This window comes from Nitrospira sp., assembly GCA_024998565.1.
GTDB lineage: Bacteria > Nitrospirota > Nitrospiria > Nitrospirales > Nitrospiraceae > Nitrospira_A.
Genome location: JACOEM010000016.1, coordinates 1 through 26,146, shown reverse-complemented (window position 1 = coordinate 26,146; position 26,146 = coordinate 1). Strand labels below are relative to the sequence as shown.

Below are 26,146 nucleotides of genomic sequence, written 5' to 3'. Positions count from 1 at the left end.
GGTCCCCCCATAAATTGGTATAAGATTGAAAATTTGGCCAAGGGAGCCTCTCGTACCTGATGGACCAACCTGAACTGCCCTACCAAGTCAAGATCGAGAATTTCGAGGGTCCTCTCGATCTCCTCTTGCACCTCATCAAGAAAAACGAAATCAACATCTACGATATTCCGATTGCGCTGATCGCTCAGCAGTATTTGGACTATCTGTCGGTGATGAAGGAATTGAACCTGGCTGTGGCCGGTGAATTCCTCGTGATGGCGGCGACGTTACTGCATATCAAGTCACGGATGTTGTTGCCGGTCGACGAGGTGGCGGTGGACGAGGAGGATGGCCCCGATCCGCGCGAGGAACTCGTCCGGCGACTACTCGAATATAAGCAATTCAAAGAGGCCGCTTCGCAGTTGGACTACAAAGAACGTTTGTGGCGGGATGTGTTTTCGCGCGAGCCCGGTCCGCCGGTCGAGGTCACCAAAGACGAGAGTCTGCTCGATGAGATTTCCCTCTTTGACCTGGTCGATGCGTTGCAGGGGGTGCTGTCTCGCCATCCAGGCAAGCGACTTGTTGAAATTATTCCGGACAACCTCACGGTTCGCACCCGTATGAGCGCCATTATCGAGGCGCTGGAACTGCATGAATCCATGGCCTTTACGGCGCTGTTCGAGGAGTCGAGTCATCGGCTTGTGGTGATCGTGACGTTCCTGGCCCTGCTCGAATTGATTCGAATCAGGGTCGTGCGCGTGTTTCAGAGCGAAACTTTCGGGGCGATTCTTGTCTCGCGTGCCTTCTCAGCGGTTGCGGAAGGGGAGCTAGTGGAGGAGTCTGAATGGAAGAACCTATGAGTCCCGGCGTGGAGGAGGCAATCGAAGAATCGGTGGAGGTGCGGGACCCGGTTGACGAGCCGACTGCATCACTCGATGCGGTTGAGGTGGTGCCGGAGTCGGGCCAGGGCGTTGTCCACGACATGGCGGCCCCGGCGGCCGATTCTGCGCTGTCCGACATGCGCGCACTGAAGGGAATCCTCGAGGCCTTGCTCTTTGTGACGGCCGAGCCTATTCCGGTCACGCGGTTCTTGGCATTGCTCGGAGCGGTTACGAAGCAGGATGTCGATCAGGCGCTCGCGAGCCTTGCTCAGGACTATGAGCAGGAAGGCCGCGGGCTGCAGTTGGCAGAAGTGGCCGGCGGTTACCGGATCGTCACCAAGGCCGAATTCGCCCCGTGGCTCAAACGGTTGGAGAAGGTAAAGTCTCCCTCAAAACTCTCGCGTTCGGCCTTGGAATCCCTGGCGATCATTGCCTACAAGCAGCCGATCGTTCGCGCGGAGGTCGAGCAGATTCGAGGGGTCGAAACATCAGGAGTTATTCGGACGCTGCTGGAGCGAAAACTCGTGCGCATCGTCGGCCGCAAGGAAGAGCCGGGCCGCCCGATTATGTATGGGACGACCAAGTTTTTCCTCGAACATTTTGGGTTGCGCGATTTATCTCAGCTGCCGCCGCTTCGTGAGTTCAAAGAGTTGGGCGAATCCGAGCAGGCGATGTTGCCGATTGATGAGGTCGTGGCAGTGGATGGAGAGCCTGTGACCCAGTCTACCGAGGCGGTCGTCGAAGGGCTGTCCGAAGACATGGATGCGCCTGTGGCGCTTCTTGAGCCGGGAGATGACGCGGTGCAGTCTTCCGAGGCCCCGGTTCCGGAGAACGAGGCCGGGGTGGACCTTGTCGTCGCCGATATTGCGGAGGAGTCTTAACCTCTCCCTACCATCCTTGCTGAGAGATTCCTGAAAATTCGTTCCTGCATTTCCGGTGGATTTCCTTCATCGTTGTGCACAAAAGGCCTTCGAGAGACTCCTGTGAAAGGACTCTCCCGAAGGCCTTTTGTGCATGACGATCAGCAGTAGTGCTGCTGCGAGTGCCTAATGACACCCGATTGGAACGAAACCCGCGCCGAAGATCTGTGACAGGGTGACGTAGCGGGCGTTGTCATAGAAGGAGTAACTCGGGGTGTACCAGTTACGGGCCGTTGGATTACTGCCGTACGACGGATCGGTGCCAAAGAAGTGGCCGCCGCGGCTGTTCTGATTCAGATGAATCCATTCCATATACATACTGCAAACTTCGCCCTGCACCGATCCGCCGCTGGCATTACCCGCATACCAGTCGCGTCCAGATTCTGGTATCTGAGAAAGATTGCGCAAGGCGCCGATGGGAGTGTCGTATGAAAAATCTTTCGGTTTCGTGGTCGGCTGATAGGTTGAACCGCTGGGAGGTGCTAGCGGCAGGTCGGGTAGAGAGGGCACAACGGAGAGCGCTTTGAGGACCTTGGCCTGGCAATCGGGCCGTTCTTTATTGGTGTAGAGGATCGTTCCCTCTGGCCCCGGGCATTCCCACATTTCTGCAGGAGATGACTCGACCGCATGCACGCTGGGAACAAGGAGCAGATTCGCGGCGAGGGTTGCGAGCACAAGTCGTGTTGGCCACATGGTTCACCTCCGATTTGGTTCATCTTACCGGGCGACGTGTGTTGTTATCCAACGTCGAGAATGCAGAGCCTATGACATTCGAAAGAAATGCGTCCATCCAGCTTTGGGGGGATGGATGCCTACCTGCCCTTCCTCCGCGCGCGGCTTCATCCGCCCTCGTCGACGCGATGACTCCGTAACCGAGGCGTCGGCGAAAGAGCCTCCAGCGCGCCCCAAGCCATGCTGGTCTTGCCTTGACTCCCTTCTTTTCGCTTTGTTAGACTGCCCGATCTAAGTTATTGAAACATCCGCCAATCTTCACCAATCTCGTACCACGAGGAACACCATGATCAAGGCTTGGCTGCTCGACGAAATGTTTCGGTTTGACCGGCGGTATCTCACGGCGGAGGGAAGTCAAAGCGAATGGGGCGCCGGGGACTCCGTTGCTGAGGAGGAAGATCTGCCTCCTGCACCGACCGGAGTGGCCGCCAAAGCTGGAAACGGCCGGGTGATGATTACCTGGGACGCTGTGCCGGAGGCCATGTATTACAACCTGTATTTCATGACCACCAAGGGCGTGCAGATCAAGTTCTCCGAACTTACCCGTCCCATCGCCAGCGCGGACGATTTCAAGACCGTCATCGGTGTGACCAAGGAAAAGGGGACATGTATCGAGGGTGCGCAGTCGCCCTTCATGCACGACGATTTGGCAAACGGAACGTGCTACCACTATGTCGTGACGGTGGTGACGCAGAAGGGGGAGAGCCCAGAATCTCAAGAAGTCATGGCGATTCCGGCTCCCTACCTCATTGCCAAGATCATCGGGCAGGAGGGCGTGGAGGACGGCGAGTTCAGTTCTCCGACCGGCATTGCGGTGGACAAGGACGGCAATATCTATGTTGCCGATACCGACAATCACTCCATTCAGAAATTCGACAAAGACGGAAAATTCCTCGGTCGCTGGGGCGGCGAAGCCGGCAGTGCAGAAGGTGGTTATTACTATCCGCGCGGACTCACCACGAATTCGGACGGACAGGTGTACGTCGCCGATACCGGCAATAACCGGGTGCAGCGGCTCGATACCGACGGTAATCCCATGAAGGCCTGGGGTAAGTTCGGGTTTGCCTGGCGCGGGGCCGACATGAATAAGTTCGATGCTCCCTGGGGCGTGACCACCGATCAGGACGGCAATATCTACGTGACCGATACCAACAACGCCCGCATTCAAAAGTTCAAGGGCGATGGAACTCCATTGTTGAAGTGGGGGCGGGATGGAAGTTTCGACGGAGCCTTTTTCTTCCCGCGCGGGGTGGCCGTGGACTTCGTGGGGAATACGTATGTGGCTGATGAAGGGAATAATCGCATTCAGAAGTTCGATACCCGCGGAAGCTTTTTGACCAAGTGGGGCCGTGAAGGCAGCGGTCCCGGCCAGTTCAAAGCCCCCTGGGGCGTGACCTGCGATGCGCTGGGCAATGTGTACGTCGTCGATCAGGGCAATCACCGCATTCAAAAGTTCGACGGAAACGGGACCTTCCTCTGTGCATGGGGAAATCGTGGAAAGACCGAGGGCCAGTTGAACTTTCCCTCCGGCGTGGCCGTGGACAAGGAAGGGGCGGTGTACGTCGTCGACAGCGGTAACCATCGGGTCATCAAATACGTGCCGACCGATGAAGAGTTGGACCGTGGCAAGGCGGAACGAGAACGCGCGCAAGCCGTCAGCGAGTACCCGATTCCCCGCAATCTGGCGATCAAGCCCGGAGATACCGAAACCTTCTTGAGCTGGATGGATGTGCCGGGGGCTGTCTCCTACAATCTCTACTTCCATACCTCGGCCAGTCTAACGCAGGAAGGCGGCACCAAGATCGAGGGCGTCACCAGCCCGTACAATCACTCGGGATTGACCAACGACCAGGCCTACTATTACGCGCTGACGGCGGTCTATGAGGACGGCACCGAGAGCGGATTGTCGGAAGAAGTCTCTGCTACGCCGGTGCTGATCGATATTACGGCTCCGCAGACGCCGTATGCGGTGATCAACCACGGCGCGTTTATGACGAACTCGCCTGAAATTGTCGTCACGATTTCCGCCACCGACCTCGACACCGGCGTGGCGGCCTACTACATCTCAGAGAACCCGATGACCCCGATGGCGGGAACACCAGGCTGGGTCGAAGTGCCGCCGGCGATCAAGTTCGGCGCGACCATCCCCTTCATTCTGTCTCCTGGGGACGGGCAGAAGACCGTCATCGTCTGGTTCAAAGACCTCGGAAACAATATCTCCACGCCGGCGAGCGCGACGATTCTCGTCAACACCTCCGGCTATCTGTGTGTTTCCAAGTGGGGCAAGCCCGGTCGCGGCGCGTCGTTGTTGCACGGCGGCGAATTCATGGCGCCGATGTACGGCCTGGCCATCGATCAACAGGGATCGATCTTTGTCGTGGACAACGGGAACAACCGTATCCAGAAATTCGATCGCACGGGGAATTTCATCATTCTCTGGGGGAATTTCGGCGCCGCCAATGCAAACTTCCATAACCCGACGGGTATTGCCTGCGACGCCAAGGGCGATGTCTACGTGGTGGATACCAACAATCACCGCGTGCAGAAGTTCGACGGGAAGCTGGGCGGCTATTTGATGAAGTTCGGATCGCGGGGGAACGGCGAAGGCCAGTTCAATGCCCCATGGGGTATCGCGATCGATCGGGTGCGCGGGTACATCTATGTCGTGGATAGCGCCAACTTCAGAGTGCAGAAGTTCGACATGAGCGGAGAGTTCATCATGTCATGGGGCAGTTTCGGCAACGGCGACGGTCAATTTTATTTCCCTCGCGGGATCGCCGTAGATCAGGCCGACGGCACGGTGTATGTCGTCGATATGGGCAATCACCGCGTGCAGAAGTTCGATACCAGCACCAACGTGTTGCCGCAGTTGCTCACCAAGTGGGGCGGCAGTTCCGAGGCCGGCCATGCCAGCAGCCCGTTGGCGCAGGAAGCCGGACAGTTGCGCTCTCCTTGGGGTGTTGCCGTCGATGGTCAGGGCGATGTGTACGTCACGGATACCGGCAACCATCGTGTCGAGAAGTTCGACCGTGAGGGCAACTTTATCGCCCAGTGGGGCGGATTCGGCGGTGGTGACGGACAATTCAACTTCCCGTACGGCATCGTGGTGGATTCCCGGGGAAGTGTGTTCGCCGTTGATAGCGGAAACACCCGGGTGCAGCAATTCATGCCGGCGGATGAAGGCAGCGAGCGGTTGCAGGAAGAGGCGGAGGCCGCCGCAGAGTTGGGACAGGTCGATAAAACCACGAGAGTGTAGGGGCAACGGGCGAAAGGCCCGGGAGAGGGTGGCGACTGATGTTAGAGAAGGAGATTCGGCTCGGGCTCACCTATGACGACGTCGTCTTGGTACCGGCTAAATCACAGGTCCTCCCCAGCGAGGTCGACACCCGTACTCGCCTGTCTCGAAACATTCAGCTGAATATTCCTATCGTCAGCGCGGCCATGGACACCGTGACCGAGGCGCGACTGGCCATTGCGATGGCGCAAGAGGGTGGAATCGGCATCGTGCACCGTGTGCTTTCTCCTACCGATCAGGCGGCTGAAATCGATAAGGTGAAGAAATCCGAGAGCGGAATGATCCTGGATCCTATTACGATCTCGCCGGATCAAACGATTCGTGATGCGCACGATCTCATGGCCAGATACCGGATTTCCGGTATCCCTGTAACCAAGGCAGGCAAGCTGGTCGGGATCCTCACGAATCGAGACCTGCGTTTCGAGACGCGGATGGAACTGAAGGTGTCGCAGGTGATGAAGCGCGATAAGCTCATCACCGCCCCGGAGGGAACCAGCCTCGAAAAGGCCCGTGAGATTCTGCATGAGCATCGAATTGAGAAACTGCCTGTGGTCAATAAACAGTTCGAGCTCAAAGGCCTGATTACGATTAAGGACATTGAGAAACGCATCAAGTATCCCAATGCCTGCAAAGATGCCCACGGCCGTTTACGGGTCGGGGCGGCATTGGGTGTGGGCCCCGATACCGCAGACCGGGTGGCGTTGCTGGTGAAGGCGGGTGTGGACGTGGTGGTGGTGGATACGGCGCATGGGCATTCGCAGGCTGTGTTGGATACGGTGAAGATGGTGAGAAAAGCCTACCCCAAGCTGGACATCATTGCCGGCAACATCGCGACGGCTCAGGCGGCCAAGGATTTGGTGAAGGCCGGTGTGGATGCGGTGAAAGTCGGTGTAGGACCTGGTTCGATCTGCACGACACGGATGGTGTCCGGCGCCGGCATGCCGCAGTTGACGGCGATTGCAGACTGCGCCAGAGCATTGGCCGGATCGGGTGTTCCGGTCATCGCCGACGGCGGAATCAAGTATTCGGGCGATATTACGAAAGCCCTGGCTGCCGGTGCCTCGGTGGTTATGTTGGGTAGCCTGCTGGCAGGAACGGAAGAGGCCCCCGGTGAAACGGTGCTATTCCAGGCACGCACCTACAAGGTCTATCGAGGAATGGGATCTATCGGCGCTATGGAGCGCGGCGGCGGCGATCGATACGGTCAGGGCGGACGACCGACACCAAAGCTCGTTCCTGAAGGCATTGAAGGCCGGGTGCCCTACAAAGGCACGCTTGCTCCGCATATCTATCAGATGGTGGGCGGCGTGAAGTCCGGCATGGGGTACTGCGGATGTAAGACCATCCCGGATTTGCAGCAGAAGGCGACGTTCATCCGTCAGACAGTGGCCGGACTCCGCGAGGGGCACGTGCACGACGTCATCATCACCAAAGAAGCTCCCAACTATCGCACCGATTGGGAATAACGGCAGCGATTACGCTTGAGCCCTCAGCGGTCAGCGAAAAGGCACTCGACCTGCCTCACATTGAGCACTCGTCTCCTCCACGCGGTTCTCTGTTCCTGTCGTCTGCGAACAGCGACCCGCTGAAAGCATATATCCATGGAACTCTGGCACGATAGAATTCTCGTCCTCGATTTCGGATCCCAGTACACGCAGTTGATCGCGCGGCGCATCCGCGAAGCGCAGGTCTATTCGCAGATCCTGCCCTGCACCGTGTCTCTTGCAACGGTATTGGCCTACCGTCCGAAAGGCATCGTGTTGTCCGGCGGACCGTCGAGCGTGTACGACAAGAAGGCTCCTTCGGTCTCCAAGCAACTCTTCGAACAGGGCATTCCCATTCTCGGGATCTGCTACGGAATGCAGCTGGTGACGCATCTGCAGGGCGGCGAAGTGGAGAAGGCTCCGCATCGCGAGTTCGGCCGGGCTGAACTGACCCTCGATGATCGATCGGATCTGTTCAAGAGAATAGGGAAGCGTGGCTCTACCGTCGTGTGGATGTCGCACGGGGATCGTATCGAACGGATGCCGCCAGGATTCCGCTCCATCGCACACACCGACAATTCTCCCATCGCCGCGATGAAACGGCACGATGCCAAGCAGCGCATCTACTGTCTTCAATTTCACCCGGAAGTGGCGCACACCGCCGAGGGCGCCACGATTCTCAAGAACTTCGTCTACGATATCTGCGGCTGCAAGCCGACCTGGACCATGCACTCCTACGTGGAAACGGCCGTGGAGCAGATCAGGCAACAGGTCGGGACAGAGCGGGTAATCTGCGCCTTGAGCGGCGGGGTGGATTCCTCTGTGGCGGCCGCGCTGACGCACCGCGCGGTCGGCGATCAACTGACCTGCATTTTCGTCGACAACGGGGTGTTGCGCGCCGGTGAACGTGACCAGGTTGAAAAAACCTTCGCGTCGCAGATGCATCTGAACATGCGCATCCTCGATCGTACCAGTCAGTTTCTCACCGGCCTGAAGAACGTGACCGACCCCGAGCGGAAGCGAAAGATTATCGGCCGTCTCTTCATCAAGAATTTTGAGGCTGAGTCCAAAAAGTTGAAGGGCATCAAATACCTCGTGCAAGGCACGTTGTATCCCGATGTCATCGAAAGCGTCAGCTTCAAAGGTCCCTCGGCGACGATTAAGACTCATCACAACGTCGGAGGGTTGCCGACCAGAATGAAACTGAAGCTGGTCGAGCCCCTGCGTGAATTGTTCAAAGACGAAGTGCGGGTCTTGGGCCAGGAGCTCGGCCTGCCGGATGAGATTATCTGGCGACAACCCTTTCCCGGTCCCGGCTTGGCTATCCGTGTGCTCGGCGCAGTGACTAAGGAACGGCTGGCCATTCTGCGCGGGGCGGAAACCATCGTCGATCAGGAAATTCGAGCCGCCGGCCTGTATCGGGAGATCTGGCAGGCGTTCGCCGTCCTGCTGCCGATCCGGACCGTTGGTGTCATGGGCGACCAGCGGACGTATGAATATGTCATTGCCATCCGTGCGGTCACGAGCCTCGATGGCATGACCGCCGATTGGGCCAAAATCCCGAACGACGTGCTCGGGAAAATGTCGAGCCGAATCATCAACGAAGTGAAGGGCGTGAATCGAGTCGTCTACGACATCAGTTCCAAGCCGCCTTCCACGATCGAGTGGGAATAACGCAGTCGTGAATTGTCGCTCGTGAGGCGCGGGATGGAGATGGATCCAATCGGATTGCGCGGATGACGAGAGACGGTTTACAGAAAGTGTGAATGGAAGTCAGATTACAAAAGCTCATCGCCGGTACCGGACTGGCTTCTCGACGTAAAGCCGAGGAATTGATCACGTCCGGGCGCGTGACCATCAACGGCAGCGTGGTGAAGGAACTCGGCACCAAGGTCGATCCCGCTCGCGACCACGTCAAAGTCGACGGCAAGCATCTGCGGGCTGCGCAGCCCTATGTGTATTTGATCCTCAACAAGCCCAAGAACGTCATGTCCACGCTGGACGATCCCGAGGGACGTCCCACGGTCAAGGATCTCCTGCATGGGGTCAGCGTGCGCGTGTTTCCTGTCGGCCGCCTGGATTTCGACAGCGAAGGACTGATGTTGCTCACGAATCATGGCGACCTGGCCCAGGCGCTACTCCATCCTCGCTACCATGTTCCCAAAACCTATCTGATCAAGGTCAAGGGTGTGCTCGACGATGCGAAAATCGAAGCCCTTGAGCGAGGCGTCAAACTAGAAGATGGCTTCACGGCGCCGGCGAAGGTGAATAAAGTCAGCCGGGCGGAGAGCAATTCGTGGCTTGAGGTCACGATTCACGAAGGACGGAAACATCAAGTGAAGCGGATGGTCGAGGCGGTGGGCCATTCGGTCATCAAGCTTGTGCGTGTGCGGATGGGACCGTTACTCTTGGGAGATTTGGCGCCGCGGGAATATCGATTCCTGACCGACCGTGAAGCGAATCGGTTGCGGGAGCTGGTGGAAGATCGGGTGGCCAGAGCGGAACGTCCGGAATTAGATGCGTCCGGAAAGCCGACTCGCTGGATGCCGCCGACGGAACCGGCTCCGCCACGTCCTCCCAAGCCAGAACGTTCAGGGCGTGGACCCAAATCCCAGCGTTCCGATCGTGGGCCCCGTTCGCAGCGGTCCCTGGCCGGTGCGAAACCTTCACGCGTAGGTCGTGGAACCACGCGGCGGCCTATGAGTCCCGGTGCCAAATTTCGTCGTCCGGCCAAAGGCGCTGGATTTCAACGCTCTCAGGCTGGTCCGATCCCGCAGGGGCTGGACCGTGCCCCTGGCTCGCGTCCTTCCGGGCCTGAGCAACAGCCGCCGCGCACTCAACCAGGAGCAGGATTTCAGCGGCCTCGGTCCGGTGCGAAACCTCAAGGCCTCGGTCGTGGTATGAGGGTTCGGCGACCCGGTTCTGGTCAGAACTTTCAACAGAAGCGGCGTGGCGGATCATCAGGGTCGCGCCCGGGATCACGAGGCCCTGCTGGAAAGTCGCGGCCCTCAACGCGGAGAAGAGCATGAAGATCAGGACCCATCGGTGTGGGGAATTGACCAAGGCACAAGTCGGTCAGCAGGTGGTATTGAATGGATGGGTGCAACGTCGCCGGGATCACGGTATGGTGCTGTTCATCGATCTGCGCGATCGAACGGGATTGACGCAAGTCGTGTTCAATGCCGAGCGGAATGCGGCGGTCCATCAGGCGGCGCATACCCTACGGAGCGAATGTGTCGTGTCCGTGACAGGTCAGGTGATGGCCAGGCCGGATGAGTCCAAGAATCCGAACCTTCCCACCGGTGAGATCGAAGTGTTCGTGGATGCCGTCGAGATTCTGAACGAAGCCAAGACGCCGCCCTTCATGATCGAGGACGACATCGAGATCACCGAGTCTCTTCGATTGAAGTACCGCTATCTGGATCTCAGGCGCCCGAGGATGCAGCGGTTGCTGGGATTGCGTCACGGGATCATGCAGGCGGTGCGGGCCTTCTTGAATGCGGAGCAGTTTCTGGAAGTGGAAACGCCCGTGCTGACCAAAAGTACGCCGGAAGGCGCTCGTGATTATCTGGTGCCCAGCCGCGTGAATCCGGGGATGTTTTATGCGCTGCCCCAGTCGCCGCAGTTGTTCAAGCAGGTGTTGATGGTGAGCGGTGTGGATCGGTATTACCAGATCGCCCGTTGCTTCCGCGACGAAGACCTTCGTAACGATCGCCAGCCTGAATTTACCCAGATTGACCTCGAAATGTCGTTCGTGGATCGTGAGCAGGTCATGACGCTCATGGAGCACATGATCGTCTCTGTCTTCAAGGATGCCGGCGGGGTACCGTTGCCCGCGCCCTTTCCCCGGATGACCTATGCCGACGCCATGGGGCGCTACGGGTCGGACAAGCCGGACCTTCGCTTCGACATGCCGTTGCATGATGTCACGGCGTTTGCGGCGAAGAGCGAATTCAAAGTATTCAAAGACGCGGCGACCAAGGGCGGACTCGTCAAGGCGCTGATCGTGTCCGGAGGGGCCTCCATTGCGCGGAGTCGTATCGACGCGCTCGGTGAAACGGCGAAAAGTTTTGGCGCGAAAGGCCTGGCCTGGTTGAAAGTCACTGCGGACGGCCAGTTAGAATCGGTGATCGCCAAATTTCTCGATGCCAAGGCCTTTGCCGAGGCCTTGCCGGAAGCGAAGCCCGGCGATCTGGTGCTCTTCGGCGCGGATAAACCGGCCATCGTGCACGATGTCTTGGGGCGAATCCGACTGCTGCTTGGTGAGGAACTGAATCTCATCGACAAAACAGCCTGGAAGCCCTTGTGGGTGACGGAGTTCCCGCTGTTGGACTATTCGCCGGAAGAGAAACGCTATATCTTCATGCACAATCCCTTCGCCGCGCCGATGGATGAAGACCTGCCGTTCCTCGACACGGAGCCGTTGAAGGCCAGGGCCAAGGCCTACGACATGGTGCTCAACGGGAGCGAAATCGGCGGTGGTAGCATTCGCAATCATCGTAGCGACATCCAGTTGCGGATTCTGGATCTGTTGGGGATCGGCAAGGAACAGGCGCAAGCCAAGTTTGGTTTTCTGCTCGAAGCGCTGGAATACGGCGCGCCTCCGCACGGCGGCATTGCGTTCGGCCTCGACCGGTTGATTATGTTGCTGGGTGGCGCCGATTCGATTCGCGATGTCATCGCGTTTCCCAAGACGCAACGCGCGCAATGCCCGCTGACCGAAGCGCCTTCCGGCGTGAGTGCCGAGCAATTGAAGGAGTTGCGCATCAAGTTGGATCTCGTCGAGTAGGTAGGAGTCATCCAACCCATGGCCGGCAATACGTTGGGCCGAGTCTTCACTGTCACCTCGTTCGGCGAAAGCCACGGACCGGCGATCGGCTGTGTGGTGGACGGGTGTCCGCCGGGCCTTGCGCTGTCCGCCGAAGACATTCAGCGAGATCTCGACCGGCGCAAGCCGGGTACCTCACGCCACGTGACGCAGCGGCAGGAGTCCGATACCGTTGAAATCCTTTCCGGAGTGTTCGAGGGTAAGACGACAGGGACCCCGATCGGCCTCTTGATCCGGAACGAAGACCAGCGCAGCCGTGATTACGGCAACCTCATTGACACCTTTCGACCGGGCCACGCCGACTACACCTACTGGCAGAAGTATGGGATCCGCGATCACCGCGGCGGGGGGCGCTCCTCGGCGCGCGAAACGGCCGTGCGTGTGGCGGCGGCAGCGATTGCCAGGAAGTGGTTGCAGGAAAAGCACGGGATTGTCATTCGTGGTTACCTCAGTCAACTCGGGCCGATCGACCTCCCCTTTCAGAGCTGGGAAACCGTGGACACTAATCCATTCTTTTCGGCGAACGCCGAGGTAGTGGGGAAGCTTGAAGCGTTCATGGACGAGTTGCGGAAGGCCGGCGATTCCGTGGGCGCAAAGATTACCGCCGTGGCTGAGCATGTGCCGGTCGGGTGGGGTGCTCCGGTCTATGCCAAGCTGGATGCCGACCTGGCCGGCGCCATGATGAGCATCAATGCAGTCAAAGCAGTAGAGATCGGGACAGGGTTCGCCTCGGTCGCGCAGCGGGGTTCGGAGCACGGCGATGAACTCACGCCTGAAGGGTTTGTGACGAATCATGCCGGCGGCATTCTCGGCGGTATTTCCACCGGGCAGGATGTGGTCGTGACTATCGCGATCAAGCCGACCTCAAGCATTCGTATCCCGCGCCGTTCCATCGACAAGCAGGGGAACCCGGTGACCATCGAAACCAATGGGCGTCACGATCCTTGCGTCGGTATCCGGGCCACGCCGATTGCCGAGGCCATGATGGCCCTGGTGCTGATGGATCATGCACTGTTGCATCGTGCGCAAAACGCCGATGTACAGACGGCGACGCCCAAGATTCCGGGTTCTTTCACGAATGGTGCTGTTCCGGTCAGTAAGAAACCAACCGCATAGATCAAGGTTGATTCTGCGACGCCGAGTCGGCTTCGGTCTGACTCGTGTGTGTGATCGGGGGGAAGGTGCTTCTTGAGCGACAGGCGACCGGTCGGTCATAGTACCTGATGATGAACAGAAAAGGACTCTGAGCCAATGATCGAAATTTATACCGACGGGGCCTGCAGCGGTAACCCAGGACCCGGCGGGTGGGGTGTGTTGCTGCGTATCGACAATGCCGAGACGGAATTGTGCGGCGGAGATCCGGCCACGACGAACAACCGCATGGAACTGCTCGCCGTCATTGAGGCGTTGCAGTCGCTCACGCAGCCGGTGGAGGCGTGTGTCTACACCGATTCGCAGTATGTGCAAAAGGGTATCAGCGAGTGGATTCATAGCTGGAAGCGACGCGGGTGGAAAACCGCCGGCAAGGAGCCGGTGAAGAATGAAGATTTGTGGCGTCGGCTTGATACGCTTGCGTCCGGACACAAGCTGGAATGGCACTGGGTGCGGGGCCACAACGGTCATCCGGAGAACGAACGGGTGGACGCATTGGCACGTGCCGGGCTCGAACAGTCTCGCCGGGCCGGGAAGACGATCGGCGGTACGCGGCAGGGCCTGTTTTAGTGAAGACGCACTAGTTTACGCAGTCAGCACCAACCCGCTGTATGGCGATCCCTTTCCCGATCCTCGACATTCAACATGCCACGGTGTACCGGGGCGAGACCCGCGTCTTTTCCGATTTCTCCTTTCGGCTCAATGCGGGCGAACATGCGGCCATTCTCGGCCCCAACGGGGCAGGCAAGTCTACGCTCCTCAAGTTGTTATCCGGTGAAGTTCATCCTCTTGCCTTAGAGGAGACGCGCGCGCGGCTCTTCGGTGACGAACGCTGGAGTGTCTGGGATGTGCGCAAGAAACTGGGCATCGTCTCTTACGATCTGCAGCGGGATTATTTAATCTGCGCCGAGGGGCGCAATGTCATCCTCTCAGGCTTTTACGCCAGTAACGACACCTACGACCATCAGGCGTTTACGCGAGACCAGGTAAGCCGGGCCGATGCGGTGATGCGGGAGCTCGGCATCGAATCGTTCGCCATGCGCGTCTTCGGGCATCTCTCGACAGGGGAGCAGCGGCGATTTCTGCTTGGCCGAGCTTTGGTCCACGATCCGCCGGTCCTGGTGCTGGACGAGCCGACCAGCGGGCTCGATCTCAAATCCTGCTTTCAGTACTTGGACCTGGTGCGCGCACAGATCCACAAGGGCAAGACCATTGTGCTCGTCACGCACCATCTGCACGAAATTCCGCCTGAAATCGATCGCGTGATCTTTCTGAAGGGGGGAAAGGTGATGGCCGACGGCCCGAAAGCAGGTCTGTTGACCAACGACCACATCAGCACCCTCTTCGACCGCCCTATCGTGCTCGCCCAGGCCAACGGTTGGTATCAAGCCCTGCCTGGCCTGTCGTGACAGGTCGGATCATCCCCCTGCCAGCGTCACCGTAAAGGTCAGATTGGTATCGATTCGGCGGACCTTGACGCTGACCTGTTGCCCGGGCTTGGTTCGTTCGATCAGATAGTTCTTCAAATGTGCCGCATCCTGAATATCGGTGTCATCGACGGCAATGATGATGTCGTGTTTCTCAATGCCCGCGGACTTGGCCGGTTCCATCACGTCTTTCACCGCCATGCGCCACCTGGTGCCGTCTTTCACGGCGACCATGTGAATGCCCATTTTCGAGAAGGCCATGGGCTTGCCGTCCAGAGCGGCGGTGACGATCCGTTCAGCCAGCATTGCGGGAATGGCAAAGGCCATCCGGCTGCAGTGTGCGGTCGAGTCGTCCCGTTCGGTCTGAATGATGGCGTGCATGATGCCGACTACTTCCCCCTTGTCGTTGAAGAGGCCGCCGCCGGAATTGCCGCTGCAGGCGGCCACGTCGGCTTGAATCAACCTGGTGTCCACGGTCTGGAGAAAGGTGTTCGTATTGCCAAGGTGTCCGAACGACATAGTCGGGCCCCAGCCCATGGGGTAGCCCACGGTGAAGACTTCTTGCCCCGGTTGCACGTCGCCGGAGGCAAACGGGACCGTTGCGCGCAACTTGGCGCGATGGACTTCAGCGACGCGATAGACCACGACGTCCATGAACGCGCTGTCGCCGACAAGATCGGCGGGGATTTCATGGAGATCGGTGGTCAGGACGTGGATCTGTTTTTGGATGACGGTGCCGGTCGTGACATCTTGTTTCTCCGCTGCGTGGCGGGCGGTGACGATGTAGCCGTCGCGCAAGTGAAAGCCGGTGCCGCGCACCAGAATCTTGCCCGGTTTATCCGGTGTGCGTTGGTCTTGCGTGTCCTCCAGGACACCGATGGTGGCCAGTTTGGCGCGCTCCAGCATCGTGCCCTCAATGGCTGCCGCCTCGTTCGTGAAGATGCCTGTGGCCAGACTCACGGCGGCCATCATGCCGATCGAACCACGCACCATCTGTTTGACGTAATCGATTGCCGAACGCGACATAGGAAACCGTTCCTTTCGTGAGGATGTCGTCAGGGCTGCAGTATAGCCTAGAGGCGGGAGCGGATGAAATGCGGCCGTGCGTCAATGGCGATGAACGGGCGGCTGCGAAGAGATTCTCCCGTGGCATCCTCACGTCCGCATGGTTATACTGAACCCATGCTGCTACGTGCCAGACTGCATCTCGTGATCGGGCTGCTCGCTGTGACTGTCGGATGCGCGACGTCGGTCATTCCCGAATCGCTTGAGCCGCAGGTCGATAAGGCCGTGACGTTCAGTCAGGTCTTGGAATCACCCGATTCGTATCACGGGAGGGTCGTGGTGTGGGCCGGTGAAGTGCTCAAGGCGAAAGCCATGAGGGGCGGTACTCAACTGGAGGTGCTGCAGCTCCCGCTCGATGACGAGCAGGGGCCGGTGACCGACCGTATGGAGTCGAAAGGGCGGTTTCTGGCGCTCCAGCATGAGTTTCTGGATCCGGCCACGATGACGGACGGTACCAGGGTGACGATTGTCGGAGAAATTACAGGTGCGTCGGTCGAAAAAATAGACGAGGCGGACTATCGTTTCCCCACGCTGGACGTGAAGCATCTCCATCGCTGGGATTTCAGGCGAGTGGATGATCGTCGAGCGCCCGGACCTTGGTGGAACGTGTTCGGCGGGGTCGGTTTCGGGGGCGGAAGCAGGTCGGGTGGCGGGATCAGTATCGGGTTTTAGCGTCCCACCGGTTATTTCCTCCTGAATCCCAACAACACGTCGTTCCCGGCGGGGCCGGCTGACAGTACATAGCCGGTCCGGAACTTGTATTGTTCATGAAGCCTGGCTGAACTAGGTGCGTCCGCCGGAGAACGTATCACAGGTGTTGGGATCGCCGGTCTGCAGCCCTCGCCGCAACCAGATCATGCGTTGCTCTGATGATCCGTGGGTCCAACTCTCTGGCTGTACCTGGCCTTGCCCCATCTTCTGAAGCCGGTCATCACCGATTGCCGCGGCAGCTCGCAGCCCTTCCTCGAAATCGCCCGGTTCGATCAAATTGCGGTTGTGCCGGGCATGGTAGCCCCACACACCGGCAAAACAATCGGCCTGCAATTCCATGCGCACGGAGAGCGCGTTGCGCTCCACGGTCGAAGCAGGTTGCTGGAGCCTGGTGACTTTCTCGGCGATACCAAGCAAGTTTTGGACATGGTGCCCGATCTCGTGTGCGATGACATAGGCTTGCGCGAAGTCGCCGGGTGCGCCGAGCCGCCGGGCCATGTCGTTGAAAAAGGAGAGATCTAAATAGACCTTCTGATCGCCGGGACAGTAGAACGGACCCACGGCGGACGAGGCGGTGCCGCAGGCCGAGCGCACGGCGCCGGTGAAGAGCACCATGTGAGGATTCTCATACGTGCGGCCCAATCGGGGAAGGAGGGTTCGCCAGGTGTCTTCGGTGTCGGCCAACACCACGGAGGCAAATTTGCCGAGGCTGTCGCGCGGTGCGCCCTTCGGTCCAGAACGCTCCGGTTCCACCGGCGCGGTGATCTCCTGAACGTCGTTCAGCATGTTGAGGAGCGTCAGAGGATTCGTCCCGGTCAAGAAACTCACGGCGAGGACGAGCACGATGCCGCCCAATCCAAGCCCGATGCCGGGCCTGGCCGCACTCATTCCACGACGATCCTCGATATTTCCACTCTCGCGTTGACCTTCCCATCGCATGGCAGGACTCCTTGTTCTACACCCGGGTTCGCGATTTCATCGATGAGGAGTATGAAGGGCTGCTCGATGGAACCACATTTGGCCTGGTTGAGCAAGCTCGGGGAGTCCCTGGCACGCTGGACTCACCTGTGTTTCCGGCACCTTCGGCCTGATGGGGCCTGTGGGGGATGGACCTGTGCCTGTGGCTTCCGTGAGGAAAGGCAGTCGGACTGTGTCTATGTGACGCACCACGTCGGTGGCCCTGGACTGCCTGCATAATCCGACTAGACAGGCTGGTCGTGGCTTCGCTAGACTCATCACATGCTCTTCATGACCAGCCAGATGTATCGACAGGATCCAACGCGGGCGCGTGTCATCGTTCTGGCGCTGGCGGGGCTTCTCGGCTTCTCCGGTTGTCAGTCACCGGGAACGCCGCTCCCTCCGACCTTGAAGCCGAGCCTGGCTTGGCCGGAATGTCCCAAGATCGGCGGGACCTATGAGCTTCAGGGAGAACCTCTCCCCGGCACGATGAATTTTTACCGGAATCGGGACCACAAGCTCACCTTGAATGCCATGCTGGGCGTGGCGGTGCCTGCGGATCTTGCGCAGGAGGCCGTGCGCGTGGAATTGGTGCATGAGGACACCCTGGAACTGGTCAACCGGTTCGATGGCGCCATCACGGCCCATCAACTGGATCTACAGCCGGAGGATCGAGTGACCTGCGATCGCAATCAGATCCGGATCCATCGGACACGTTCGGAAGGTGGTGTGGCCGAGGAGCCGCTCCGCAACATTTCCGATATCTCGCAGGAATTGACCCTGGAAGGGGACGGGAGCCTGCTCGTCAAAACCCGCATCATGAATCAGAGTAAATCCGCCTTCTTCAGTACACCGGTTCCCCATGAGGAATACTCCGCGCGCTTCCGGCGACTCGATTAGTCGCGATGTCGCGATACGTCCTTCGTTACTGGTCATTCCTCCCAGGTATCCCCTCATGGTGTTGCGTTCCTGCCTGGCCACTCCTGTGATGAGGAGGAGGACTGCAGCGATAGGGGGAGTTCCGTTCTGATGGCGGTTCACCGCGCTGCCCGCACGCTGGTGTTCAACAAGCCCTACGATGTGCTGCCCTGCTTTACCGATCCGGAGGGGCGTCCGACCCTTGGCGACTACATCGATGTGCCTGGCGTCTATGCTGCCGGTCGATTGGATCGGGATAGCGAAGGTCTCTTGTTGCTGACTTCGGACGGGGCGTTGGCCCATCGCGTTACCGATCCCGAGCATTATCTTCCCAAAGTCTATCTCGTGCAGGTTGAGCGTATTCCCGATGCGGCTGCCGTGGAGCGGCTGCAACAGGGGGTGGTGGTCGGCGGGAGACGCACGAAGCCTGCCCAGGCGCGTCTGTTGCTGGATGCGCCTCCGATTCCGGAGCGGCCGGTGCCCATTCGATTCCGAAAGCATGTGCCCACCGCATGGCTGGAACTTACGCTGCGCGAAGGCATGAATCGCCAGGTTCGACGGATGACCGCAGCGGTGGGCCATCCGACCTTGCGATTGGTAAGGGTTGCGATCGGCCCGATTACTTTGGGGGCGCTTCTGCCGGGGCAGTGGCGGGATCTTACCAAGGCAGAGACGGCTGAGATCTATGGTTATTCCTGAGAGAGAGCGTGCCTGATGGCAGGGCGTTCACCTGGATTATTCATGAATGCCGGCGAGAACTCCGAACGAGAACAGTGCCGCCGGGCGAGAGGTTCGAACGCCGGAGCAGGCATTCATGAATAGTCCGAGGTATGGAGGTCGCTCTCATGAATACTTGTGGCCGGATCATCGTCGGTCTGTGTAGTGTGCTGCTGGGACTGCTGATTCTTGTTTCCCAGACTCATGCCGACGGCACGCTTGTGACAAAGCGTAGTCACTATACGGTTGCTGAAACGATCGATCGAATCGAGCGGGCCGTCACCGACAAGGGACTGCTGCTGTTTGCTCGCATCAATCATGCGAACGAGGCGCGGAAGGTCGGGTTGGAAATGCCGCCTGCGGAGTTGCTGATCTTCGGTAATCCCAAAGGCGGCACACCGCTCATGTTGGCGGCTCCGACGGTGGCCATCGATTTGCCGATGAAGGCCTTGGCTTGGCAAGACCAGGCCGGCCGAGTCTGGCTCACGTACAATGCTTCTGCGCTCTTGGCAGTGCGGCACGGATTGGCAACAGAGTTGGCGGCCAGACTCGATCCGGTGGGAGCATGGCTGGAGCGCGCAGTGGAGTAACGACGGTAGGTGCACGCTGTGCGTTGGAAAAAAAACTGAAGAGGATTAAGATGGCGTGCATGACAGCGTTGTCATGTAGCCGTGCCCAGGTTCATGGAACGAGTCTGGTTGCTGAGGTCATCTGAGAACGTGAAGGAGTGAAACTGTTGAGTCGTCTTTGTCGAATGAGGGGAGTGAGGATGAGGTCACAGACAATCGCCGTAGGCAGGGTGTCCTTGTTGCTGGTGTTGTGTGGGATCGGTCTTCTGCCGACCGTATCTGCGCTGGGTGCCAATCCGGAGTCCGTGCCATTGTCCGATATGCGACATATTAAAAAGTTCGTGGCGGTCGAAGTGCAGACCCAGGGGACGGCTGAGAAGCTTGGCATCAACGGGGCTGAGTTGACCGATGTGACGAGGGCAACGCTGCTCAATAAGGTGCCGGGGATTGCGCTCGAATCGTCGAGCGGTCCTTCGTCCGACGCTCCCGAGCGGCTCAATCAGCTTGGATTTTTTACCTGTGAGGTCTGGACCGTCGGCGAACAATACATAGCCGCCTATCATGTGGACTGTAATGCGGGATCCTATACTGCACAAAAAACGCCTGGAAGCCTGTGGAATCAAGCGATTCTCGGGTACGGGCCGAGGGACGAAGTCTCCGAGGCCGTCCGAAAAGGGGTGCGTGCGATGGTGGAACTCTTCGCGAGCACCTTTGCCAATGCCCGCGTCGACGCCGGTCGGTAGCGCCGGTGAATTCAGGCACGCTACGGTCTGTTCCTTTGACGTGAACACCTGAGAATACTTCCTCTCTCGCTTCTGTCTCATGAACCTGACTGTTCCTCTCATAAGTTCAAACGCTTACCTTCTCATCCGAATTCCCGCACTGAACGCCTAAAGAATCTCTTTTTTCTTGTCTGCTCTCGGAGGCGACATAGAATAAGGGAGCTATGGCTGATGCCTCGTCAGGCCGGCGAATTTCCAACCCTATGGCTGGCTGCTGCTTGGGCTGCTCATCCTGTTCTTCTTCCGTGTGGCGGCACAGCTGATTCAAGCGTTTTCGCCGGTGACCGTGCTGCCACCTTTCGAGATCTGGCAGAGCGGAGCGCTTCCGTATCCAGTGCTCGTGTTGTTCCAATTGATTATTCTTGCCGCTTGCAGCCGTGTGGTGTGGAGTTTTCTGTCCTGGACCGTGGTCCCTTCAGGCAAGAAGGGGCGGCTCCTTCTGATCGTTGGTTGGATCTATTTCATCGTCATGGGGCTGCGGCTGTTGATCGGGATCACCGTGGCTCCGGATCACTTTTGGTTCGGCGCTATTGTGCCGACGTTATTTCATCTGGCGCTGGCTTGTTTTCTGCTCGTCAGTGGTTCCTTTCATACGGCAAGAGGAGCCTGTTCGATCGCACCGGTCCCGGGAGGTGCGGCGTGATCGGTCTGCTTCGATACGGGGCCTATCCCGCAATCCTGATGGCCTGCGTAACCGGCAATCTGGTGCTGTTTGAGCTAGGGGCGGGTGTGCTGGTGGCGACGTATGTGCCGGTCACGCTCGGGACCTTGCTGATCATGGCGTTCGAGGCTACGTTGCCCTATCGATCCGACTGGCGGCCATCGCGGGTAGAGGTCGTTCTGGATTCGACGTTTCTGGCACTCGTGCACGTCATTTTGCCGAAGGCCTTGGCGGCGGTGTCGGTCTTCATGATGTTCGATGTCCTCAACCGACGGGGTTGGATCATCGCTTCGTGGTGGGCGCATGACTGGCCGGTTCCGGTGCAGACCGTGTTGATGGTGTTGATCGTGGATGGCACGCGGTACTGGCTGCATCGCATCAGCCATGAGTGGGAGCCTCTCTGGCGCTTCCACGCGGTGCATCATGTGCCGCGACGCCTCTATACGCTCAATGTGGGGCGATTTCATCCGGTCGATAAGGGACTGCAATTTGGCCTTGATGCGCTGCCGTTTCTCGCGCTTGGCGTTCGGGAAGACGTGTTGAGCCTGTACTTCGTGGGGTACGCGGTGAACGGGTTCTTTCAGCATTCCAATGCGGACGTGCGACTGGGATGGCTGAACTATGTGGTCAGTGGACCGGAACTGCATCGGTGGCACCATTCCATGCAGAAGGAGGAGTCGAATCACAATTACGGGAATCATTTGATTGTCTGGGATGTTGTGTTCCGGTCCCGTTACCTGCCAGCTGATAGGTCGGTGGGTGCGCTAGGCTTGGTGAATCGGCAGTACCCGCGTGGTTTTGTGGATCAGATGGCTGCGCCAGTTATCCCCGGTCTGGATAAGCGGACAGTGTGAAAGCCGGGATGTCGAGATTTCTCCATGATCCTGCCTTGTCGTTGTCACTGACCGTCGCGAAGTATCGAGATTGGAATCCGTTCATTGCTCAGACCCATTGCTCGGAACTGGCTCAACAGGCTGTGCTTCGGGATATTCTGGCGCGACAAGCCGGCACGGCCTTTGGGCGCAAGCATCGGTTCGGGTCCTTGCGCAGGTACGAGGAGTTTGCCAGCGAGGTGCCGGTGTGTACGTACGAAGACCTGCGGCCTGCCATTGAGGTGCAGGAAAAGAGCAGGGAGCCGCTTCTTACCTCCGTCCAGCCCATCCTCTTTGCGCAAACTAGCGGGACGACGGGAGTGCCGAAGAACATCCCGATCCTCCCGCAAACGGTCGAAGCGATACGCCGTTATCAGGGCCTGTGTGCCTATGCGCAATGGCAGGGAGTGCCGGCGATCTACCAAGGTCGCGTGCTGGTGATCAGCGGGCAAACCATCGAGGGCCACTTGCCTGACGGCACTCCGTTCGGATCGATGTCGGGCTTGATGTTCGATTGTTTGCCGGCCGCCATCCGAAGGAAAAGTCTATTCCGGGGCGGTGAATCTACAGCGTCGGATTACCGGCAGCGCTATCTCACTATCGCAGTCCGAGCGCTGGCGGATCCCTCTCTTTCAGTGCTGGCCACTCCGAATCCATCCACGATTTTGAAAGTGTTGGAGGTGATTCGTACGGAGTACTCCCTTTTGCTGGATGCCTTGTCCGGTGAATCGCGAAGGGTCGGTCCGCCGTCATCGGGGAAGATTGCAGTCAGCCCCGTGAGATTGTCGCAGCTGCGTGCATTCATCGGACAGGAGGAATCGCTGGACTATGCGGCGCTTTGGCCGAACCTGCAGGCGGTGGTGACGTGGATGGGTGGAAATTGTGCGGTGCTGATATCCACATTACGGTCGCTGTTGCCGCAGCAGGCCAGGATCATTGAAATGGGCTATTTCTCGAGTGAATGTTTGGGGACGGTGAATGTGGATGTGCTCAATAATTCTTGTGTCCCGACTCTGGACGAGAACTTTTTTGAGTTTGTGGAGGGAGGGGAAGACAGGGCGGGGGCTGAACCGGTCCTGCTTCACCAGCTGGAGGCGGGCCGGAAATATGCGGTGATTGTGACGACCAGGAATGGTTTGTACCGGTATGCGATGAACGATCTCATCGAAGTGACCGGGCATTTCAACCGCACGCCCACGATCCGCTTTCTCCAAAAAGGAAAAGGTGTGACGAATATCACGGGGGAAAAGCTCTATGAGCATCAGGTCTCCGAGGCCGTGGAGGAGGTTCTGAGCGCGCGCGGGTTGAGCTCGGAATTTTTTGTCATGCTGGCTGATGTCGAGCATTCTCGCCGCACCCTGTGCGTGGAGCATATCTCGTCAACGCTGGACCTGGGAACGCTGCTGGAGGAACGCTCTCGTCGATGAACATCGAATGCAAAGCCAAGCGGGCCAGCGGGCGACTGCAGCCGATCCGTGTCCTCCGGTTACGTTGCGGCACCGGCGATGCCTATCGACAACATTGCGTCAGCCAGGGGCAGCGTGAGGCGCAGTTCAAGCTCATTCGCCTCCAATATTTCCATGAATGCACGTTTGATTTCGAGCGGCATGGGGAGGTGATGACGTGATGCGCTTGCATGGTTTGACCATGACATCCTTGGAGATCCCCTTCCGGCAGGCCTTTACGCATGCTTCGGCTACGCGGGCCAAGACCGAGGCGGTGCTGGTTCACGCCGAGTCGGCTCGTGGGTTGGTCGGGATGGGAGAAGGGTGTCCTCGGCATTACGTAACCGGAGAAACCGTGACTGGCGCCCAGGAGTTTTTCCGCAGCCACCGGGCCGAATGGATGACATGTGCATCGATGGATGATCTGCAGGCGTGGGGAACCGAGCATGTAGATCTGATCGATCGCAATCCGGCAGCCTGGTGCGCCGTTGAAACGGCCTGTCTGGATCTATTGGGAAAAGAGCTGGGCTAGCCGATCGAAGTGGTGCTTGGCGGCAGGCCGTTGTCCGGGCCATTTCAGTACTCGGCGGTACTAGGCGGGGAGAAGTTCTCCTCGTTCGAAAAACAGCTGCGACGGTATCTTGCCGCAGGGTTTATCGATTTCAAGCTGAAGGTCATGGGCGATCTGCAGGCCGATCGTGAGCGTGTAGCGGCGCTCACCGCTGCGGGTCCACCGGGCCTTCGCGTGCGGCTCGATGCCAACAATCGCTGGCACCGCGTGGATGAGGCCTGCGAGTATATTCAGAGCTTACATGGCTCGTTTACCGCACTGGAAGAGCCGTTGCAGGTGGGCGATTACGAGGGGTGTCGGGCACTCTCCCGGCACTGTGGCGTGCCGATTATTCTGGACGAGAGTTTTGTGAAAGTGGGTCAGTTTCCGTTAATCGAAGGCGAGCCTTCCTTGTGGATTGTAAATATTCGTGTATCCAAGATGGGCGGTCTGCTCAGATCGTGCGCGGTCGCCGCGCACGAGAAGGCGGCAGGTGTTCCGATCGTTGTGGGCGCGCAAGTAGGGGAGACAAGCATCCTGACCAGAGTGGCGCTGGCTGTGGCCGACAGGTATCGCGACATCGTGATCGCGCAGGAGGGGGCAGTGGGGACATATTTACTTGAATATGATCTGTGTGAGCCGCCGCTTATGTTCGGCAGAGGCGGCTGTCTTGTGGATACCGTCTTTTACGGCCGCTCTGGTCTTGGATTGTCGTTTGCGCGGTAAGATTGCCGATGTCGGAAATTGGACGTGGGTGTGAATGTAGAAATACGTACTTAAACGACTGCTCGGTTAGAGGCTCTCCACGTCCGCAATAATCGTATGCAGTCCACTCGACCCGGCCGGCTGCGGTCGAATAAGTTCGGCGATCTGAGGCTGCCCTTTACTATCGATAGCGCGCACGGCGACCTGGTATTTGCCGCGTTTCTGCGGCCGCCAGGTGTAATTCCAGATCACCCATGAATAGGGCGACATCGGTGTTTCAATCTCGCAAGAATCCCACGTTCTCGTAGCATCCAAGCTGATTTCCACTCTGCTGATTGAGTTCGGACCGCCGAATGCGATCCCGCGGAACCGCTGTTCAGGACCACGTAGTGTCTGATAGTGCCCGGGGGAGTCAATGCGTGAAAATGTCTTGATGGTGGCATCATCAGTCCACCCCTTCCGCTGCCAATAACCGCGATAGTCCCCAGCGTAGGCTTCGATTTCCACAATCCATTTCACGTTTTTGATGCCGTAGAGACCCGGGACGAGCAGGCGCAACGGAAAGCCATGTTCCTTCGGCAATTTCTCGCCGTTCATCAGGAACGCAAGCATCACATCGTCCTGCATGGCGCGTGTCAGCGGAATGCTATCGTCGTAGGCATCCGCTCCCCTGAACACAATGTCGCGCGTGGTTTCTTCATCAATTTCCGCCTCCTGTAGAAGTTTCTTGAGAGAAATCCCTCTCCAGCGTGCGTTCCCGAGGCTATCGCCTCCAGGTAATGTATCGATGCACATGAGCGTAGAGATCTGCTCGAAGTTATTGCGGTTTAATAGCTCTCGCCAGCCAAGAGACAGGGGCTTCTTCACTTCTCCCTTCACTGAGAGCCGCCATTCGTCCTGCCGAAGCTCGCGAGAGACGTTAAAAGGCGAATCTGAGTAGTTCACCACGTAGAATTTTTTGTTTTCTGTGAAGTAATTTGTCTCGCGCGGGGGCATGGCGAACATGCGACCGAATAAAGATCCGATCGCATCGCAACCGCCGGTGATGCCAGCGACGGCCGCGATTCCAGTGAGTTTTAAGAGATTCCGTCGCTTCAGGGAAAGCCAATTTTCCATAGAAATACTCTGCGACAATAAAAAGATCTTTTCAAGGCTTGACTCCAGAAACCCAGATTGGTATAAGGATGCACGTTTGATCCAGCCTAGTGGCCGATGCGGTTGTAAGACCTGCGACGGATTCTCAGGAACCCCAGATCAAAAAAATAAATCCTGGCCCTCTTGACAAGGTCAGGCGCGCATAGTAAAGTGCGCGGCTCGCGTGGGGGACGACAAAACGTTCCGAAGCGCGAAACGGTTCTTTGACAACTGAATAGAGCGAGAAATGAGTAAGGTAAGGTGTATTGAAGAGGTGGCCCTCAGGTCCAATTCAAGTAGAACCTTTATGAGAGTTTGATCCTGGCTCAGAACGAACGCTGGCGGCGCGCCTAATACATGCA

The 26,146-nt window shown here is 58.4% G+C and carries 25 protein-coding genes and 1 rRNA gene; 22 read left to right on the top strand and 4 right to left on the bottom strand.

Going from position 1 to position 26,146, the window contains the following annotated elements:
• The first annotated feature begins 59 nt into the window (after positions 1 to 59).
• Positions 60 to 839 (top strand): segregation/condensation protein A, encoded by a 780-nt coding sequence (locus tag H8K11_18955; GenBank protein MCS6265828.1) that lies wholly within the window; start codon positions 60 to 62, stop codon positions 837 to 839.
• A 158-nt stretch (positions 840 to 997) separates the two neighbouring features.
• Positions 998 to 1,741, top strand: a complete 744-nt coding sequence (gene scpB, locus H8K11_18950; protein MCS6265827.1) for an SMC-Scp complex subunit ScpB — start codon at positions 998 to 1,000, stop codon at positions 1,739 to 1,741.
• A 165-nt stretch (positions 1,742 to 1,906) separates the two neighbouring features.
• Here scpB and H8K11_18945 read toward each other — a convergent pair whose 3' ends face one another.
• Positions 1,907 to 2,473, bottom strand: coding sequence for a hypothetical protein (locus H8K11_18945; GenBank protein MCS6265826.1), 567 nt, complete (start codon positions 2,471 to 2,473; stop codon positions 1,907 to 1,909).
• A gap of 325 nt (positions 2,474 to 2,798) precedes the next feature.
• Between H8K11_18945 and H8K11_18940 the strand changes: the two genes are divergently transcribed.
• From H8K11_18940 to H8K11_18905, 8 genes are all read left to right on the top strand, one after another.
• Positions 2,799 to 5,768, top strand: a complete 2,970-nt coding sequence (locus tag H8K11_18940) for an SMP-30/gluconolactonase/LRE family protein (protein MCS6265825.1) — start codon at positions 2,799 to 2,801, stop codon at positions 5,766 to 5,768.
• A gap of 38 nt (positions 5,769 to 5,806) precedes the next feature.
• The gene (gene guaB, locus H8K11_18935; protein MCS6265824.1) at positions 5,807 to 7,273 is read left to right on the top strand and encodes an IMP dehydrogenase; all 1,467 of its coding nucleotides are present in this window, start codon (positions 5,807 to 5,809) and stop codon (positions 7,271 to 7,273) included.
• A 135-nt stretch (positions 7,274 to 7,408) separates the two neighbouring features.
• Positions 7,409 to 8,965: a glutamine-hydrolyzing GMP synthase gene (gene guaA, locus H8K11_18930; GenBank protein ID MCS6265823.1), complete on the top strand. Its 1,557-nt coding sequence runs from the start codon at positions 7,409 to 7,411 to the stop codon at positions 8,963 to 8,965.
• A gap of 92 nt (positions 8,966 to 9,057) precedes the next feature.
• Positions 9,058 to 10,320 (top strand): pseudouridine synthase, encoded by a 1,263-nt coding sequence (locus tag H8K11_18925; protein MCS6265822.1) that lies wholly within the window; start codon positions 9,058 to 9,060, stop codon positions 10,318 to 10,320.
• On the top strand, positions 10,317 to 12,080 hold the full coding sequence (aspS, locus tag H8K11_18920; GenBank protein MCS6265821.1) for an aspartate--tRNA ligase: 1,764 nt from the start codon (positions 10,317 to 10,319) through the stop codon (positions 12,078 to 12,080). The genes H8K11_18925 and aspS overlap by 4 nt, the downstream gene beginning before the upstream one ends.
• A gap of 18 nt (positions 12,081 to 12,098) precedes the next feature.
• A complete protein-coding gene (aroC, locus tag H8K11_18915) occupies positions 12,099 to 13,235 on the top strand; it encodes a chorismate synthase (GenBank protein ID MCS6265820.1) in 1,137 nt (378 codons plus the stop codon).
• Positions 13,236 to 13,370: 135 nt separating this feature from the next.
• Positions 13,371 to 13,841, top strand: a complete 471-nt coding sequence (gene rnhA / locus H8K11_18910; protein MCS6265819.1) for a ribonuclease HI — start codon at positions 13,371 to 13,373, stop codon at positions 13,839 to 13,841.
• Positions 13,842 to 13,882: 41 nt separating this feature from the next.
• A complete protein-coding gene (locus tag H8K11_18905) occupies positions 13,883 to 14,680 on the top strand; it encodes an ATP-binding cassette domain-containing protein (protein ID MCS6265818.1) in 798 nt (265 codons plus the stop codon).
• A gap of 9 nt (positions 14,681 to 14,689) precedes the next feature.
• On the opposite strand, the gene H8K11_18900 is transcribed toward H8K11_18905, so the two are convergent.
• Complete coding sequence (locus H8K11_18900) at positions 14,690 to 15,724, bottom strand: trypsin-like peptidase domain-containing protein (GenBank protein ID MCS6265817.1); 1,035 nt, start codon at positions 15,722 to 15,724, stop codon at positions 14,690 to 14,692.
• Between the two features lie 120 nt (positions 15,725 to 15,844).
• Here H8K11_18900 and H8K11_18895 point away from each other — a divergent pair, with 120 nt between their 5' ends.
• Entirely contained in the window at positions 15,845 to 16,435 is a 591-nt protein-coding gene (locus tag H8K11_18895) for a Slp family lipoprotein (protein MCS6265816.1), read from the top strand.
• Between the two features lie 111 nt (positions 16,436 to 16,546).
• Here H8K11_18895 and H8K11_18890 read toward each other — a convergent pair whose 3' ends face one another.
• Positions 16,547 to 17,413, bottom strand: a complete 867-nt coding sequence (locus H8K11_18890) for a zinc metallopeptidase (protein ID MCS6265815.1) — start codon at positions 17,411 to 17,413, stop codon at positions 16,547 to 16,549.
• Positions 17,414 to 17,722: 309 nt separating this feature from the next.
• Here H8K11_18890 and H8K11_18885 point away from each other — a divergent pair, with 309 nt between their 5' ends.
• The 10 genes from H8K11_18885 (at position 17,723) to H8K11_18840 (ending at position 24,671) form a co-directional block, all read left to right on the top strand.
• On the top strand, positions 17,723 to 18,331 hold the full coding sequence (locus tag H8K11_18885) for a hypothetical protein (GenBank protein MCS6265814.1): 609 nt from the start codon (positions 17,723 to 17,725) through the stop codon (positions 18,329 to 18,331).
• A 129-nt stretch (positions 18,332 to 18,460) separates the two neighbouring features.
• Positions 18,461 to 19,048 (top strand): pseudouridine synthase, encoded by a 588-nt coding sequence (locus H8K11_18880; protein ID MCS6265813.1) that lies wholly within the window; start codon positions 18,461 to 18,463, stop codon positions 19,046 to 19,048.
• A gap of 146 nt (positions 19,049 to 19,194) precedes the next feature.
• A complete protein-coding gene (locus H8K11_18875; protein ID MCS6265812.1) occupies positions 19,195 to 19,656 on the top strand; it encodes a DUF302 domain-containing protein in 462 nt (153 codons plus the stop codon).
• Positions 19,657 to 19,835: 179 nt separating this feature from the next.
• The gene (locus H8K11_18870) at positions 19,836 to 20,378 is read left to right on the top strand and encodes a hypothetical protein (protein ID MCS6265811.1); all 543 of its coding nucleotides are present in this window, start codon (positions 19,836 to 19,838) and stop codon (positions 20,376 to 20,378) included.
• Between the two features lie 286 nt (positions 20,379 to 20,664).
• Entirely contained in the window at positions 20,665 to 21,060 is a 396-nt protein-coding gene (locus tag H8K11_18865) for a hypothetical protein (protein ID MCS6265810.1), read from the top strand.
• Complete coding sequence (locus tag H8K11_18860; GenBank protein ID MCS6265809.1) at positions 21,057 to 21,932, top strand: sterol desaturase family protein; 876 nt, start codon at positions 21,057 to 21,059, stop codon at positions 21,930 to 21,932. Before H8K11_18865 ends, H8K11_18860 begins: the two co-directional genes overlap by 4 nt.
• An 8-nt stretch (positions 21,933 to 21,940) precedes the next feature.
• Positions 21,941 to 23,377: a GH3 auxin-responsive promoter family protein gene (locus tag H8K11_18855; GenBank protein MCS6265808.1), complete on the top strand. Its 1,437-nt coding sequence runs from the start codon at positions 21,941 to 21,943 to the stop codon at positions 23,375 to 23,377.
• Positions 23,374 to 23,577, top strand: coding sequence for a hypothetical protein (locus tag H8K11_18850; GenBank protein MCS6265807.1), 204 nt, complete (start codon positions 23,374 to 23,376; stop codon positions 23,575 to 23,577). The genes H8K11_18855 and H8K11_18850 overlap by 4 nt, the downstream gene beginning before the upstream one ends.
• A complete protein-coding gene (locus tag H8K11_18845; GenBank protein MCS6265806.1) occupies positions 23,574 to 23,927 on the top strand; it encodes a hypothetical protein in 354 nt (117 codons plus the stop codon). Before H8K11_18850 ends, H8K11_18845 begins: the two co-directional genes overlap by 4 nt.
• 30 nt (positions 23,928 to 23,957) lie before the next feature.
• Complete coding sequence (locus tag H8K11_18840; protein ID MCS6265805.1) at positions 23,958 to 24,671, top strand: hypothetical protein; 714 nt, start codon at positions 23,958 to 23,960, stop codon at positions 24,669 to 24,671.
• Between the two features lie 66 nt (positions 24,672 to 24,737).
• Here the strand turns inward: H8K11_18840 and H8K11_18835 are convergent, their stop codons facing one another.
• Positions 24,738 to 25,766, bottom strand: a complete 1,029-nt coding sequence (locus H8K11_18835; GenBank protein MCS6265804.1) for a molybdopterin-dependent oxidoreductase — start codon at positions 25,764 to 25,766, stop codon at positions 24,738 to 24,740.
• Between the two features lie 322 nt (positions 25,767 to 26,088).
• Here H8K11_18835 and H8K11_18830 point away from each other — a divergent pair.
• Positions 26,089 to 26,146: ribosomal RNA gene (locus H8K11_18830) — 16S ribosomal RNA — on the top strand; the annotation flags it as partial.

Coding starts and splice junctions, on each gene's coding strand:
- H8K11_18955 (MCS6265828.1), top strand. CDS start 60: ATGGACCAACCTGAACTGCCCTACCAAGTCAAGATCGAGAATTTCGAG.
- scpB (MCS6265827.1), top strand. CDS start 998: ATGCGCGCACTGAAGGGAATCCTCGAGGCCTTGCTCTTTGTGACGGCC.
- H8K11_18945 (MCS6265826.1), bottom strand. CDS start 2,473: ATGTGGCCAACACGACTTGTGCTCGCAACCCTCGCCGCGAATCTGCTC.
- H8K11_18940 (MCS6265825.1), top strand. CDS start 2,799: ATGATCAAGGCTTGGCTGCTCGACGAAATGTTTCGGTTTGACCGGCGG.
- guaB (MCS6265824.1), top strand. CDS start 5,807: ATGTTAGAGAAGGAGATTCGGCTCGGGCTCACCTATGACGACGTCGTC.
- guaA (MCS6265823.1), top strand. CDS start 7,409: ATGGAACTCTGGCACGATAGAATTCTCGTCCTCGATTTCGGATCCCAG.
- H8K11_18925 (MCS6265822.1), top strand. CDS start 9,058: ATGGAAGTCAGATTACAAAAGCTCATCGCCGGTACCGGACTGGCTTCT.
- aspS (MCS6265821.1), top strand. CDS start 10,317: ATGAAGATCAGGACCCATCGGTGTGGGGAATTGACCAAGGCACAAGTC.
- aroC (MCS6265820.1), top strand. CDS start 12,099: ATGGCCGGCAATACGTTGGGCCGAGTCTTCACTGTCACCTCGTTCGGC.
- rnhA (MCS6265819.1), top strand. CDS start 13,371: ATGATCGAAATTTATACCGACGGGGCCTGCAGCGGTAACCCAGGACCC.
- H8K11_18905 (MCS6265818.1), top strand. CDS start 13,883: ATGGCGATCCCTTTCCCGATCCTCGACATTCAACATGCCACGGTGTAC.
- H8K11_18900 (MCS6265817.1), bottom strand. CDS start 15,724: ATGTCGCGTTCGGCAATCGATTACGTCAAACAGATGGTGCGTGGTTCG.
- H8K11_18890 (MCS6265815.1), bottom strand. CDS start 17,413: ATGCGATGGGAAGGTCAACGCGAGAGTGGAAATATCGAGGATCGTCGT.
- H8K11_18885 (MCS6265814.1), top strand. CDS start 17,723: ATGACCAGCCAGATGTATCGACAGGATCCAACGCGGGCGCGTGTCATC.
- H8K11_18880 (MCS6265813.1), top strand. CDS start 18,461: ATGGCGGTTCACCGCGCTGCCCGCACGCTGGTGTTCAACAAGCCCTAC.
- H8K11_18875 (MCS6265812.1), top strand. CDS start 19,195: ATGAATACTTGTGGCCGGATCATCGTCGGTCTGTGTAGTGTGCTGCTG.
- H8K11_18870 (MCS6265811.1), top strand. CDS start 19,836: ATGAGGTCACAGACAATCGCCGTAGGCAGGGTGTCCTTGTTGCTGGTG.
- H8K11_18855 (MCS6265808.1), top strand. CDS start 21,941: ATGTCGAGATTTCTCCATGATCCTGCCTTGTCGTTGTCACTGACCGTC.
- H8K11_18850 (MCS6265807.1), top strand. CDS start 23,374: ATGAACATCGAATGCAAAGCCAAGCGGGCCAGCGGGCGACTGCAGCCG.
- H8K11_18835 (MCS6265804.1), bottom strand. CDS start 25,766: ATGGAAAATTGGCTTTCCCTGAAGCGACGGAATCTCTTAAAACTCACT.